This is a genomic window from Pseudosulfitobacter pseudonitzschiae (assembly GCF_002222635.1).
Taxonomy (GTDB): Bacteria; Pseudomonadota; Alphaproteobacteria; order Rhodobacterales; family Rhodobacteraceae; genus Pseudosulfitobacter; species Pseudosulfitobacter pseudonitzschiae_A.
The window spans coordinates 1,684,401-1,698,451 of sequence record NZ_CP022415.1 but is presented as its reverse complement, the minus strand read 5'-3'; the positions used below and the strand labels follow the sequence as shown (position 1 = coordinate 1,698,451).

At 58.8% G+C, this 14,051-nt stretch carries 15 protein-coding genes; 3 read left to right on the top strand and 12 right to left on the bottom strand.

What is annotated here, in order from left to right; all coding sequences use genetic code 11:
- Window positions 1-51 precede the first annotated feature (51 nt).
- The gene (locus SULPSESMR1_RS08240; protein ID WP_089420382.1) at window positions 52-285 is read right to left on the bottom strand and encodes a DUF1127 domain-containing protein; all 234 of its coding nucleotides are present in this window, start codon (window positions 283-285) and stop codon (window positions 52-54) included.
- Window positions 286-392: 107 nt separating this feature from the next.
- Here SULPSESMR1_RS08240 and SULPSESMR1_RS08235 point away from each other — a divergent pair, with 107 nt between their 5' ends.
- From SULPSESMR1_RS08235 to rpsI, 3 genes are all read left to right on the top strand, one after another.
- Window positions 393-1,805: a PLP-dependent aminotransferase family protein gene (locus SULPSESMR1_RS08235; RefSeq protein ID WP_089420381.1), complete on the top strand. Its 1,413-nt coding sequence runs from the start codon at window positions 393-395 to the stop codon at window positions 1,803-1,805.
- Between the two features lie 160 nt (window positions 1,806-1,965).
- A complete protein-coding gene (rplM, locus tag SULPSESMR1_RS08230; protein WP_089420380.1) occupies window positions 1,966-2,427 on the top strand; it encodes a 50S ribosomal protein L13 in 462 nt (153 codons plus the stop codon).
- 2 nt (window positions 2,428-2,429) lie between these two features.
- A complete protein-coding gene (gene rpsI, locus SULPSESMR1_RS08225) occupies window positions 2,430-2,930 on the top strand; it encodes a 30S ribosomal protein S9 (protein ID WP_089420379.1) in 501 nt (166 codons plus the stop codon).
- 137 nt (window positions 2,931-3,067) lie between these two features.
- Here rpsI and SULPSESMR1_RS08220 read toward each other — a convergent pair whose 3' ends face one another.
- The 11 genes from SULPSESMR1_RS08220 to guaA all read right to left on the bottom strand — a co-directional run bounded on the left by SULPSESMR1_RS08220 (window position 3,068) and on the right by guaA (window position 13,899).
- Window positions 3,068-3,757, bottom strand: coding sequence for a hypothetical protein (locus SULPSESMR1_RS08220; protein ID WP_089420378.1), 690 nt, complete (start codon window positions 3,755-3,757; stop codon window positions 3,068-3,070).
- Window positions 3,758-3,930: 173 nt separating this feature from the next.
- The gene (locus tag SULPSESMR1_RS08215; protein WP_089420377.1) at window positions 3,931-4,674 is read right to left on the bottom strand and encodes an FkbM family methyltransferase; all 744 of its coding nucleotides are present in this window, start codon (window positions 4,672-4,674) and stop codon (window positions 3,931-3,933) included.
- 83 nt (window positions 4,675-4,757) lie between these two features.
- Window positions 4,758-5,375, bottom strand: a complete 618-nt coding sequence (locus SULPSESMR1_RS08210; RefSeq protein WP_089420376.1) for a TetR/AcrR family transcriptional regulator — start codon at window positions 5,373-5,375, stop codon at window positions 4,758-4,760.
- Complete coding sequence (gene ppk2 / locus SULPSESMR1_RS08205) at window positions 5,368-6,237, bottom strand: polyphosphate kinase 2 (protein ID WP_089420375.1); 870 nt, start codon at window positions 6,235-6,237, stop codon at window positions 5,368-5,370. The genes SULPSESMR1_RS08210 and ppk2 overlap by 8 nt, the downstream gene beginning before the upstream one ends.
- 56 nt (window positions 6,238-6,293) lie before the next feature.
- The gene (locus SULPSESMR1_RS08200) at window positions 6,294-7,310 is read right to left on the bottom strand and encodes an alpha/beta fold hydrolase (RefSeq protein WP_089420374.1); all 1,017 of its coding nucleotides are present in this window, start codon (window positions 7,308-7,310) and stop codon (window positions 6,294-6,296) included.
- Entirely contained in the window at window positions 7,261-8,178 is a 918-nt protein-coding gene (metA, locus tag SULPSESMR1_RS08195; protein ID WP_089420373.1) for a homoserine O-acetyltransferase MetA, read from the bottom strand. Before metA ends, SULPSESMR1_RS08200 begins: the two co-directional genes overlap by 50 nt.
- Window positions 8,179-8,208: 30 nt before the next feature.
- Entirely contained in the window at window positions 8,209-9,081 is an 873-nt protein-coding gene (locus SULPSESMR1_RS08190; RefSeq protein WP_089420372.1) for an ATPase, read from the bottom strand.
- A 139-nt stretch (window positions 9,082-9,220) separates the two neighbouring features.
- Complete coding sequence (locus SULPSESMR1_RS08185; RefSeq protein ID WP_089420371.1) at window positions 9,221-10,321, bottom strand: OmpP1/FadL family transporter; 1,101 nt, start codon at window positions 10,319-10,321, stop codon at window positions 9,221-9,223.
- A gap of 112 nt (window positions 10,322-10,433) precedes the next feature.
- Window positions 10,434-11,360 carry a DMT family transporter gene (locus tag SULPSESMR1_RS08180; protein WP_089420370.1) on the bottom strand — a complete coding sequence of 309 codons (927 nt, stop codon included), beginning with the start codon at window positions 11,358-11,360 and terminating at the stop codon, window positions 10,434-10,436.
- A 52-nt stretch (window positions 11,361-11,412) separates the two neighbouring features.
- Window positions 11,413-12,273 (bottom strand): DMT family transporter, encoded by an 861-nt coding sequence (locus SULPSESMR1_RS08175; RefSeq protein ID WP_089420369.1) that lies wholly within the window; start codon window positions 12,271-12,273, stop codon window positions 11,413-11,415.
- 63 nt (window positions 12,274-12,336) lie between these two features.
- Window positions 12,337-13,899, bottom strand: coding sequence for a glutamine-hydrolyzing GMP synthase (gene guaA, locus SULPSESMR1_RS08170; protein ID WP_089420368.1), 1,563 nt, complete (start codon window positions 13,897-13,899; stop codon window positions 12,337-12,339).
- Window positions 13,900-14,051: the final 152 nt, after the last annotated feature.

The window sequence follows — 14,051 nt, the reverse complement described above, 5'->3', positions numbered from 1 at the left end:
CCGGGGCGAACCCGGCGGCAAGGAAGAGGTCTGGTGCGCGTCACAGGGAAGTTACGCCCGCCAGAATACCCGGCGCGACTCGATAAAAGCCGTGCGCGGGGTTAATCCCACATCGTCCAACTGCTGTGGCGTCAACTGGCTGAGTGCCAGGCGCGTGCGGCGGCGTGTGGCCCATTTTGACACAACAACGGCAAACTTGATCGCGGCAACAGAGATGACTGGCAGCGAACGTGTGTCGCGCAGGTGCATCAGGATGTCGGCGGGAAGGGCTGTTGTCTGTGCCATGGGAAATCTCCTTTGGTTTTTCCGATGAATTGTATTGACACAATTTGGCGTTATTGCCATGAATATTGATACAAAGTCCGGTACAAAGAATCTATGGAAATATTGTAATGGATACAATTTGGCCCGAAACGCTGCCCACAGGCGCAGGCCCCAAGTACAAAGCTGTGGCCCAGATCATTCGTGACGGGATATTGGACGGGGCTTTGTCCCAAGGCGCGCGGTTGCCGCCCGTGCGCGATCTGGCGTGGCAGTTGAAGATCACGCCGGGCACAGTGGCGCGGGCCTATACCATTCTGACCGACGAGGGTCTGCTGAATGCCGAAGTCGGACGTGGCACCTTTGTGGCGCCACCGTTGGACGAAGACACAGCCTTTGCCCCGCCGATCGAGGTCGACAGCGCTGCTCATAATCGTGAGGCGCAGGATTGGCGCGTGAATATGGTATCGCCGCATCTGCCCAGCGTCGGCCAAGCGCAGCTTATTCGCGGCCTGTTGGCTGATATCGCCCGTGATCCACCTTCGGGCATGATGCATTATCCCGACCGGACCAATGCGCGCCCCGCCCGCGAGGCGGTGGTGACATGGCTGGCTGCGGCCCAACTGGGGCATATGGATCAGGGCGATGTGGTGCTGGCCAATGGCGGGCAAAGCGCGATCTTGTTGCTGATGCAGGCGCTGCTGAAGGGGCGCAAGCCAGTGGTGCTGGTCGAAGAACTGTCCTATCCTGGTTTCCGGCGGGCGGCTGAACTGGTGCGCGCCGATGTGGTGCCTGTGGCGATGGATGCGCATGGCGTCATCCCCGAAGCACTGGCCCGCGCCGCCGCCGCCCATGACGCACAGGTGTTTTGCACCTCGCCCGAGGTTCATAATCCCACTTGTCTGTTCACACCTCTGGAACGTCGCCGCGAACTGGTCGAAGTGGCCCGCGCCTACGATCTGCAAATTATCGACGACGACTGTTATCAGATTGCCGCGGCGCGAGCACCATCCTATCGGATGTTGGCGCCCGAGCGGGGCTGGTACGTTTCGTCAATCTCGAAATCTCTGACGCCCGCGCTGCGCGTCGGGGCGGCGATTGCCCCGCACGGCAGGGCGGCACCGCTACGCCGTGCGGCGGAACATGCGTTTTTTGGTTTGCCCACGCCGATCTTGGATCTGACGGCGGCCCTGCTTGCCCATCCGCAATTGCCAACCCTGACAGCGCAGGTGCAGGCGGGTATCAACCAGTATGTGCAATCGGCTGTGAACATCCTTGGCGGTTATGACGTGCGTTGGCGCGAGAATGTGCCTTTCGTCTGGCTGCCGCTGCCCGAGGGCTGGCGTGCGACCGCTTTTTGTCAGGCCGCCGAAGCACAGGGCGTGCAAGTGCGCGCAGGCGAGGAATATGCAGGCCGCGAGGCGCGCAGTACTCATGCCATTCGCTTTGCCATCAACGCTGGCGTGCATTTGCAGACCTTCGAGGCGGCGGTGGGCCGTTTGCGGGCGCTGCTGGACAATCCACCCGAGCAGATCAACGTCTGAAAGTGGGGTATAATAATACCTTATTTGCAATACGCTGATTTCAAACAGTTTTAAAAGGTTTGCGCCGCTTGACCGCCCGTATGCGTGCTATATAACCCGCCCATCGCATACTAGGGACACGTCGGACGTGCTCCGCAACAGCAAACAGGAAACTCCTGCAATGAAAACCTTTACCGCAACACCTGCGGACATCGACAAGAAATGGATCCTGATCGACGCCGAAGGCATCGTTCTGGGCCGTCTTGCCACGATCGTCGCAAGCCGCCTGCGCGGCAAGCACAAGCCGTCGTTTACCCCCCACATGGACATGGGTGACAACGTGATCATCATCAACGCCGAAAAGGTGCAGCTGACTGGCAAGAAGCGTCAGGAAGAGCACTTTTGGCACACCGGCCACCCCGGTGGCATCAAGTCGCGCACCAAAGAGCAAATCCTTGAAGGTGCACACCCCGAGCGTGTGGTCACGCTGGCCGTTAAGCGGATGCTGCCCGGCAACCGTCTGAGCCGTCAGGTTATGACCAACCTGCGCGTCTATGCTGGTGGCGAACACCCCCACGAAGCGCAAAACCCCGAAGTTCTCGACGTTAAGTCGATGAACAAGAAAAACACGCGGAGCGCATAAGCATGGCCGACGAAATCAACACACTCGAAGACCTGCAAGCTGCCGTGACTGAAAACGTCGGTGGCGTGCAAGGCACAGAAACAGACCTGACCCCGCGCGAGCCCGTTCGTGACGAATTCGGCCGGTCCTATGCCACAGGTAAACGGAAAGATGCGGTTGCCCGCGTCTGGATCAAACCCGGTTCGGGCAAGGTCACCGTGAACGGCAAAGAGATGAACACATACTTTGCCCGTCCGGTTCTGCAGATGATTCTGGCCCAGCCCTTCACCGTTGCCGGTGTCGAAGGCGAATTTGACGTGGTTGCCACAGTCAAGGGCGGCGGTCTGTCCGGTCAGGCCGGTGCGGTCAAGCACGGCGTATCCAAAGCGCTGCAACTCTACGACCCCAGCCTGCGCGGCGCGTTGAAAGCTGCAGGCTTCCTGACACGCGACAGCCGCGTTGTGGAACGTAAGAAATACGGCAAGGCCAAAGCCCGTAAGAGCTTCCAGTTCTCGAAGCGTTAATTCGTTTTTTACTGTCGAAATTGGGAAAACCCGCGCCACACCGGCGCGGGTTTTTTCGTGTCTGCATGAGGTGGATACAGGAAAGGCGCGCAATCCAAATGGATCACGCGCCTTTTGCTGGTTAGAAGGTGGCTGGATCAGCCGCCGAAAGCGTAGGAAACGGTAAAGCCCAGTAGACCGCCGCTGTCATTTGTGTCTTCGTAGAGAACCTGAAACGCGGTGCTGTCCGAAATGGCATAAACCGCGCCCAATTCGCCATAGACGTTGTTGTCACGGTCAGAGTTGCCCACCAGACCCACCAGCGACCAACGGTCGTTCAGCCCTGCTTCGAATGCGAACTCCTGATCGCTCTTGCCGGTGTCGGGGTCGACGATTATGGCAAAGGCACCATCAACCGTGTCGGTGACAGGAAACGCCAACGTGGCGGTGATTTCTTCCGAATGGCCAGCGGTGTTGTTCAACCAGATATAACCATATGTCAGATCCCACGACATGCCGTTGCCGAATTCCGCGCCATAGCCCAGATTGGCCTCGTATTCCACGTCATCTGCGGGATCTTGGTACAGGGTCGTGACGGTCAGACCTGTGTGAAACCCTGCATAGGCCAGTTCGACAAACCCTTCGAGTTCGTTTTCGGCGTGGTCCAGATTGTCTGATGTGACAAAACGCGCTGTGGCGGCGATGCCTGCGGACCAGGACAAGCCGGGGCGGTCCTGAACCGGATCAAAGATCGGGTCGGCACCAACAGCAATGTTTTCCTGAGCAAAGGCCGTACCAGCGAGAAGCGTCGCGGACAGGCCCGCGCCGAGGAGGGTTTTGATCGTCATATGTGTGCTTTCAGTGAGAGGTCCGTGGCTGATCGGGGACTTGCTGGGACTGTTTTGAGTGAGTCTTTGACTAAGGTATTACATTGGGGCCTGCAACGCAAAAGGCAGCCGCCCCGTTTCCAAGGCCGCCGATAGGCGAAATCGCCCTTTTTTAGTGCAGGTTCTCCGCCGCGTCAGTCGGGTTTGACATACCAGTCATCAAAGCGCGAAACATCTTCCAGGACGCGCACATAACCTTTGGAGGTCAGCAGGTTGTAGATATTTTCACGCTGAGGGGCATAGTTGTGTTCGACCGTCATGATGCGAAACGACCAGCGGTCGAAATCAACCGCGTTGAGGATGTCGAATTCGCTGCCTTCGGTGTCGACAGACATATAGTCGATCACGTCCGGCGCGCCATGTTTTGACAACAGGTCGTTCAACGAAATAGTGGTGACATCATAGGTTGTGCCACGCAGTTTGCGTGACTTTTTCACAAAGCTGGAAATCGCCGAGTTCACGCCACGGGGCGCTTCGGTGAACTTAAGGGTCTCGCTCGACGCGCGCCAGACACAGAGCTTTTCGATGGCGCATTTGCGGTTTGCCACCAGATCAGCCTGCCAGTTGCGGGCAGGTTCGGCAAGGATGCCAGTCCAGTCAAAGGCGGTTTCCATCAACCACGTATTGTTCAATTCGACTCCGTTGGTAGCGCCGAATTCAACGAAAAAGCCGCCTTTTATAAAATTCAGCTTCGACAGGGCGAACAGATCTTGCCGCAGTTGTGATTTTGACTGATCCAGCAAATCAATGCAGGCGCTGCGGTGTTCTGGCGGTATCGCCTTGATGAACCCCAGATCAAAATAGCTGGTTTCACGTGCTTTCAGATCGCGCAGACGGTCTTTGCGGGTGATGGTCGCATTCGAAAAGATATTGGTCATAAACAGGGAATTCACTCTAATGTGCATTTCCTTGAAGTTGATAGGTCAAGGGGGGCGCTGTCACAAGAGTTTACTGTTTGACTTCAGTTGTCCGGCGCCACCAATCCCAGGCCACGCAGATAAATACCGATGCCGCTTTCCAAAAGATCTTCGGGCGGGAACGGGCTGGCGCGGCCGGGGCTGTTACGTGCGAACAGTTCGACGACGCCGTGGCTCATGGCCCAGATGTGGGCACTGAACATCGAGGCGGGTGGGCGTTTGTCGGCGGGGATGTGTTGCGACAGATCGCCCGCAGCTTTTTCCAGCACACCGTTGGCACGGTTGGCTGCGGCGGCCAGTTCGGGTGTGCGGTTGATCGAAATGCCGCTTTCGAACATCGCGATATAGTGGCCAGGATGTTTGCGCGCAAAGGCCAGATAGGCGCGGCCTGTCGCCTCGAACGCGGCCAGCGCCGAGGGTTGGCCGGATTGATAGGCATAATCCATCAGGTCCGAGAAAATCTCGTAGCCTTGCAGGGCAGCTTCGGCAATCAGGTCTTCGCGCCCTTCGAAGTGGCGGTAGACAGCTGCAGGTGTCACGCCCGCCTGTTTGGCCGCCTCCGACAGGGTAAAGCCGGTGGGGCCCTTGGCTTCGATCAGCTCAAGCGCTGCATCGACAAGGGCCTGTCGCAGATTGCCATGGTGATAGCCGCGCTTAGACATCCCAGATGTCCGGTCCGCCGCAGATCGAAGTGTCAATCTCACCAATGGCTTGGGCGTCCTTGTTGCTGTAATCCAACCCGTGCAACACGCAGCGGATCGCGGCCAGACGGGCACGGCGTTTGTCGTCAGAGCGCACGATGGTCCAAGGGGCGTGATCCGAATGGCTCCGGTCCAGCGTCTCGCGGATGGCTGTGGAATAATCGTCCCATTTTTTCAGCCCTTCAACGTCGATCCAGCTGAGCTTCCATTGTTTCAGCGGGTCGGCTTCACGGTCCATCATCCGGCGCAGTTGTTCCGCGCGCCCCACGTTCAGCCAGAACTTGAACAGGTGAATGCCGTCATCCACCAACATGTCTTCAAACGGCTGCACTTGTTGAAAGAAATGGTCGCGTTGGGCGTCGGTGCAAAAGCCGAATACTTTTTCAACGACGCCACGATTGTACCAACTGCGATCATAAAACGCGATTGTGCCCGCAGTGGGCAAGCGTCTGATGTAACGTTGAAAATACCACTCGCCGGCCTCCTTTTCGGTGGGTTTCGGCAGAGCTACCACATTGGCGCTGCGCGGGTTCAGGTTTTCGCGGAACCGTTTGATTGTGCCACCTTTGCCAGCCGCGTCGCGTCCCTCGAATACACAGACTACGCGGGCCCCGCTTTCCAACGCCCAAGCTTGCATTTTGACCAGTTCGATCTGCAACTGTTCCATCTGCTTGTCATAGGCTTTGCGCGACATGCGCTCGGAGTGGGGATAGCTGTCGGACAGCACGTCGTCCTTGTCGGCCCGCGCGATGGTCTTGCGGATGTCTTCGGGTGCTTGGCTTTCGGCAAATGCGCTGATGGTGCCGTCGAATGGTTTGGTCACGCGGCGTGCTCCCCTGAAGTGACTTGAATTAACATCAATATGGTGCGGCGGCGCGCTTAACGCAAACCCGCACGTTGTGCGGCACGGTCGATTGCGTCGGTTACGGCCCGCGGATCGACGTGTTGGGGCATGTGGCCGACGCCGGGCAGTACGGTCAGGTTGGCACCCGGCACCTGTTGCGAAAGCGGGACCGAATGGACCGTCAGCGGCACAGTGTCGTCTGCATCACCGTGGATGATCTCGAAGGGCATGGTCAGGCTTGGCAGTTGCGCCTTCATTGCCACCATATGAGGGCGCAGGGTGTTCACCTGCCGCACATTGGCGCGCAGGGTGGTGCGACGCATCGACAGGCCAGCACCGATATAATCGGCATAGCCTTCGGGTGCGGATTGCGGCGCAAAGATGCTGTCGATGCGGTTTTTTACATAGGGACGGGGGGTAAAGGCGGTGATCAGCGGCACAACCAGCGCACCGCCCCAAGGTGCCCCCAGAACGGTATAGAACGGTCCCAGATCGCCCGGCCACGGCTGCGCTACACCGGCAACCATGACCACGGCGGCGGTGTCATCCGGTCGCGCCAGCGCCCACGCAAGCGCGACAGAGCCGCCAAAGCTGTGGCCCAGAACAACCGGATTGCTGACGCCCAACTGGTCGGAGGCAGCTTGCAGCAGGGCGGCCTGCGCCTGCGGCGAGGTGCCCTCGGAGGCCCACGCGCCGCCGAAGGCATCACGGGGCCGTTCTGTCCAACCCAATCCGGGGCGGTCGAACAGGATCACGCGATAGCGATCGGTCAGGCGTTCAGAAAAATTAAAGATAAAGTCGCGCACATTGCCGCCCGCACCGTGGATCAGCACCAGATCGGGGCCTTGGCCCATGACCACTGCGTGGACCTTGGTGCCGTTAACATCCAGAACCTGCCCGACAGGAGGGTGACTTTGCTCGGCCCGCGTCTCGCGCAAATGCGCAGAAATCTGCACGGTGGCCACAAGCGCCAGCCCGAGAACAACACCCCAGATCAACAATTTACGTTCCAATTTTGGCCAGATCAAAGGGTGTCGACTGGTAGATTTCATTGATCCAGTTCCCGTACAAAAGGTGCGCATGACTGCGCCAGCGGTTTTGCGGTGGTTGGCTGGGGTCATCGTGGGGGTAATAGTTCATCGGCACGTTGATTTCGGTGCCGGCGGCCACGTCGCGATCGTATTCCTGCTTCAGCGTGTCACTGTCGTATTCGAAGTGGTTGAAGATATACAACGCGCGATGATTCACATCCTCGACCAGACAGGGACCGACCTCGTCACTGCCTAGCAGGGTGCGCAAGCTGTCGACGCTGTCGACTTCGGCCTGCCGCATTTCGGTCCAGCGGCTGACGGGAATAACGCAATCATCTGAAAAACCACGCAGATAGGGGGATGCAGGCGCAAGGTTGCGGTGCCGGAAGCAGCCGAATGCCTTTTTGTCCAACATGTGTTTTTTCACGCCGTGAAAGTGGTTTATCATCGCCATCCCGCCCCAGCACACGCCAAAGGTGGAATGCACGTTGGTCTGGGTCCAGTCCATCACGCGCTGCAACTCGTCCCAATAGCCGACCTCGTCAAAGTCGAGATGTTCGATCGGTGCGCCGGTGATGATCAGCCCGTCGAACTTTTCTTCGGTGACTTCGGAAAACGGGCGGTAAAAACTTTCCATATGTTCGGCGGCGGTGTTGCGGGTGTTGTGATCGGACATGCGGATCAGGCTGAATTCGATTTGCAGCGGGGTCGCACCGATCAGACGGGCAAACTGGGTTTCCGTCTGGATTTTCTTGGGCATCAAATTCAGCAGCGCGATGCGCAGCGGGCGAATGTCCTGACTTGCGGCCAGTTCCTCGTCCACAACCATCACGCCCTCGCGGGTCAGCACGTCGTAAGCGGGCAGGGTGGATGGGATCTTGATGGGCATTTTTTCGGTCCGGACTTGTTCAGGAGAGGTTCAGATAGGGTTTTGCGTGCGCCGCTCAAGGGCTGCGGCGATCAGGTCTTGGAAATCGGCTGGGGATTTCATGGCCGCAACCTCGTCGGCGGTCACCGTAATACCCCAGCGCGACATGGCCTCATAGCGCGGCTGACGGTGGGCCAGCGCGCGCGCATAGGTCCAGCGGATAAAGCTGTCGGGGTTCACGGCGGTCTCGGAAAGCCCTGTTTCCGCAAGATATTCCTGCCAGCACTGTGTCAGGAATACAGGCTGGTAGGCCATCGGTTTTGGTGCTTTGTCAAAGCGGTGGATCAGCTCTTGGGTGTGGGCTTCGGTGCCTTTGATCCATACCGGCAGGCAGCACGCCGAAAGTTCGGTCATCAGCACATCGTGATCGTCGTTTGCATCGACCCATTCGCAGATCGACCCGCCGGTGTCACAAATGAAATGCGGATAGCCGTACAGCGCGCGCCCACGTTCGGCGAAATACGCGGTGTCGCGCAGGGCGTTGATCTCGGCCTTGCGGAACTGCTCTTGTCTGCGGGTGTATTCAGCGATGGGCAGACCACCAAGCTCCGGATCGCCCGGCTTACCCAGATAGGTGGCGACGGGCGATAGATTGTCAAAGGTGATGTTGGATCCGATATAGATACTGTCGGTCATCAACAGATTGCGCAGGAACGGCACCTTCATCGCCTCGGCCTTGGCGTTGTCGGCAATATATTCGCCCATATAACGCGTGCCGATGCGGTAATCGATCGAGTAGTGGAACCAGTCGCCCGAAGCCCGCAACAGCGTCGACATATGGGTTTTTCCCAAACCTGACATGCCATAGACAAGCACAGATTTTTCCTTGGCAGCGCGCCAGCTTGCGGCATCTGGATAAAGCATCGGTCGGGGTCCGTTATCTGTTTGATGTCGTTCCTAACCGAGTGCTGCAAAAGACACCAGTTCAGGCGCTGCGTCAGACGGAAAAACCCGCAGCCTTTCGGGCCGCGGGTTTCAGATGTCGTTCACGATGTGGGCTGGGTCAGAAGTTGTATCCGACCTTTACGCCAATCGCGACGGCGTGGTTGTCTTCGAAGTTTGCGGCAGGCGCAAAGCCGGGAATGGCTGTTTGCGCATCACCGATGTTGATATATCGGATGCCGGTGGTGATCTTCATGTTGTCCTGGGTATAGACCGCAGCCAATGCAAGGCTTTTGAAGCCGTCCGTCGGGCCGAGGTTGCTGGCAAATCCGCCGTTGGATTTTTCAAAGCCCACCGAGGCTGACACCGACCAGTTTTCGTTCAGCCGACGCCCGACGCCCAAGGAATAGGTAAAGACATCGTTGTCGTAGCTAACAAGGGATGCGCCGCCAGTCGCACCAGCATAGCCCACTGGGGTGATGTCGAATTCCGACCATTCGGCCCAGCGGATGCCCCCAAACAGCAACGTATCCTGCGCGATGCCGGTCCGGAAATCCAGATTGATCGACTGCGGTGTCTCGATCTGTGTGGTCGTGGTCGGAAGCGGGGCGCCACCAAAACTTTCTGTCGTCTCGACGTCGTGTTCGATACCGGAATTATAGGTCAGCGCCACGCGCAACGCGATGTCGGGACGCTCGTACGCCACACCGGCCACATAGCCTACACCAATGTCACGCGCACCATTTACGGCATAGCCGCCAATAAAGGGTATGGCTGCGGTGGCTTCGATGCTTTGAACGCGCACACCACCGTGAACGCTGAAGTTGTTCTGGAATTTGTAGCGCAGCAGGCCGGTGATGGCATGTGCGTCCAGATCGGCCGCAGCACCTGCGGCATAATAGCCTGTTCCAGCCGGATAATCCACGTCGGCGCCAAAGGGCTGATCGTAGATGATCGCATAGGACAGGCGGTCGTTTATGTCCGCCTTGTAGGCAGCACCCAGTTGCAAAAAGCTGGACGTCATGTCGCCCGAACCCGCACCGCCCAAGCCCACCACAGAGGTGCCCGACGTGTCGGGCGAAACCGCGCCAAGGCTGAATTCGGCGTAGCGGCCGGATTCGAACAGCGCCAGAATGGATTGCCCCGAACGGTCGATGCCGCCCGCCTGCGCCGTGCAAGCCGAGCCAAGAAGCGCCGCAATGGCGATGTGTTTAACTGTCATGTCTCTCCTCCCCAGAAGTTGCTTTGCAAGGCGATGCACCGCAAAGCTTAGTTACAAGAGAGTGCGACACCACGTCACGTCAACCGCTGACGCAAAGGAAACTTGCGCGTGTTTACGCTTGGTTATGCGGCGCGCGCGCCTTCTTCCGGTTCCAGATACGCCCATCCAGCACCACCAGTCCCAACGCCAGCAGCGCAAAACCCGCATAGGCCTGTGGCCCCAGCGTTTCGCCGCGCACCCACGCGCCAAGGGTGATGGCCACGGGCGGGATCAGCAGCGTGACGATCATCAGATTGCTGCTGCCCGCCATTTGTAGCACGCGGTAATACAACAGATAGGCACCGGCAGTGGCGACGATGGCGTAATAGCCGATGGCCAGCAGCGTGTCGGGGGCCAGAGCCAGCGTGATCGGCCCCTCGACCGTCCATGCCAGCGGCAGGGTGATCAGGCTCGAGCCTGTCAGCATCCCCGCAGCGGCCAGCAACGGATGCAAGCCGCCCAGATGTTTGCGCGCCCAGACACCGGCCAGCGCATAGCTGGCAGCTCCTGCAAGAACGGCCAGTTGCGCGAGGCTTTGCAGATCAAAGCTGCGCAGGCTGTCGATCCCTATGGCCGTTGCCACACCTGCAAATCCCAGCGCCACGCCCAAGGCGCGTCGCGGGGTCATGCGTTCGTCTGCGAAAAACAGCGATGCGGCCAGAACGCCAAAGATCGCAGTCGCTGCGTTAAAGATCGAGGTCAGACCGCTGGCGATGTGCAACTGCCCCCACGCCATCAGGCCAAAGGGGATCACGTTGTTCAGCAGGCCCATAACCATAAAGGCTCCCCAGATTCGCAGATCGCGCGGCACGGAGATTCCGCGCAGGGCCACCACGCCCCACAGCACCAGCATCGCCCAGCCGGTGCGATGGGCCACCGCAGTCAGCGGCCCGATTTCGTCCAGCGCCACGCGGATCGACAAAAAAGAACCGCCCCAGATCGCGCCCAACAGCAGCATTTCAGCCCATGCACGGCCAGATATGGTTTTTTGATCTGTCATGGCCTTGGTCCTAGCAATACGTCAATGCACAGACGATCCGAAAGCTGCGCAATCAGCGGCGGCGCGTTTCGAACCAAATGTTCATATAGTTGCCCGCAAAGATCACCGCGGCACCAATAAACACCCAGATATCGACGGTTTCCGAATACAACAGCATCCCTACAACCGCGATGGTCGGCAGGCGGATGAAGTCGATGGGCACCACAACTGTGGCAGGTGCAATTTTCAACGCATTGGTCAGGCAGAAATGCGCCAGCAGACCGGCCAACCCGATCAGCACCAGCCACGGCAGAGTGACCGCAGTAGGCAGCATCAGATCGCCGTCATATCCTGCCATCACCAGCCCCATGACCAGCTGCATCGACGTCAGCCAGAACAGGATGCAGGTGATCGTCTGGGTGCGGGTCAGACGTTTGGTAAACATGATGGTCAGCGCGAAAAAGATTGCGGCGCTGGCGGCGGTTACCACACCTGCATTGATCGCGCCCACATCGGGGCGCGCGACGATCAGGATACCGGCAAAACCCATCAGCGCCGCAATCGCGCGCACCAGTGTCAGACGTTCGCCTAATATCAGCGGCGAAAGCACGATCACCCAGATGGGCGAGGTGAACTCGAGCGCAAAGACCTGTGCCAAGGGGATCGCGGTGACCGCATAGAACCACAGGTTCTGTCCCGTAAAATGTGCCACGTTGCGGAAAAGATGGGTGCCCATCTGCTGGGTGTTGACCTGCCGCCATGTGCCGGTCACGCCCGCCACAAGGCAGACGATGATCACGCCTACAAGGCTGCGGTACATCATGATTTCAAAGGTATCGAGTTCGAACGCCACTTCGCGCCCTGCCACAGCCATCGCGGAAAACGAAGCAATAGATCCGCTCATCCAAAGCGCGGCCTTGAGGATGGGATTCATGGCATCAGAGCCTTAGCTGGGATGAGAGTGACAGTCCGGTGTGCGGGGCTGCCGGTGCGGCGGTTATTCCCACTCGATGGTGCCCGGAGGTTTCGAGGTGATGTCATATGTCACCCGGTTGATCCCCGGCACTTCGTTGATGATCCGCGTGGCGGTTTCGCCCAGAAAATCATGGGTAAAGGGATAATAATCGGCGGTCATGCCGTCCACGGATGTCACCGCGCGCAGCGCGCAGGCAAAATCATAGGTACGCCCGTCGCCCATTACGCCCACAGTGCGCACCGGCAGGATTGCGACAAAGGCCTGCCAGATTTCGTCATAAAGCCCGTGTTTGCGGATCTGGTCGATATAGACGGCATCGGCCTCGCGCAGGATATCCAGCTTGGCGCGGGTGATTTCGCCGGGGCAGCGGATTGCAAGACCCGGTCCGGGGAAGGGGTGACGCCCGATAAAGCTGTCGGGCAGGCCCAATTCGCGACCCAAGGCGCGCACTTCGTCCTTGAACAGCTCGCGCAGCGGCTCGACCAGTTTCATGTTCATACGCTCGGGCAGGCCGCCGACGTTGTGGTGCGATTTGATGGTGACCGAGGGGCCGCCCGAGAAGGACACGCTTTCGATCACATCGGGGTAAAGTGTCCCTTGGGCCAGAAAATCCGCGCCGCCAATCTGCTTGGCGTATTTCTCGAAGACGTCGATGAACAGACCGCCGATAATCTTGCGCTTGGTCTCGGGATCGCTGACACCTTCGAGCTTGCCGAGGAACAGTTCGGATTCGTCGGCGTGGATCAGCGGCAGATTGTAGTGTTCGCGGAACATGCCCACGACCTGCTCGCTTTCGTTTTTGCGCATCAAGCCGTGATCGACATAAACGCAGGTCAGCTGTTCGCCGATGGCCTCGTGGATCAGAACGGCGGCAACCGAGCTGTCGACGCCGCCGGAGAGTGCGCAAATCACCTTGCCGTCGCCAACCTGATCGCGGATACGCTGGATGGCTTCCTCGCGGTAGGCGTCCATTGTCCAGTCGCCCTTGAAGCCTGCCAGTTTGACGAAATTCTCGTACAGCGTCTTGCCGTTGGGGGTGTGGTGCACCTCGGGGTGGAATTGCACGGCAAAAAAGTTGCGCTCGGTGTCTGCCGTGATGGCAAAGGGCGCATTGGGCGAGGTGCCGTAAACCTCAAAGCCCGGTGCGAGCGCGCTGACATGATCACCGTGACTCATCCAGACCTGTTCGCGGTCCTCAAGGAACCAGCCGTTCAGCCAGTCCAGTGGCTTGGCCCCCTTGGAGACATAGGCACGCCCGAATTCGGCGGTGCCGTGGCCGCGTTCGACCCTGCCTCCAAGGCAATGCATCATCACCTGTTGGCCATAGCAGATACCGAGAATCGGTACGCCAAGGTCAAAGACGGACATCGGTGGCATTGGCGCGCCTTCGGCAAAGACCGAAGACGGGCCACCCGAAAAGATCACGGCCTTTGGCGCAAAGTCGGCCAGAAAGGCATCGGTCACTGTGTTGAACGGGTGGATTTCGCAATAGACATTCAGTTCGCGTAGGCGACGCGCGATCAGCTGCGTTACCTGGCTGCCGAAGTCGATGATCAAAAGGCGGTCATGGGAGCTTTGTTTCATGCGAACCTGTTAAGGCTGTGGGCTGCCTGTGGCAAGCGTCTGACGGGGCTCTGCCCCGAACCCCGGAGTTTATTTTGCAAGATGAAGGGAGACAGTGGCGGGATATGTCGCTTTTTGCTGCTGTCTGCCGTTCAGGGCGTGCGCTTGGGGGT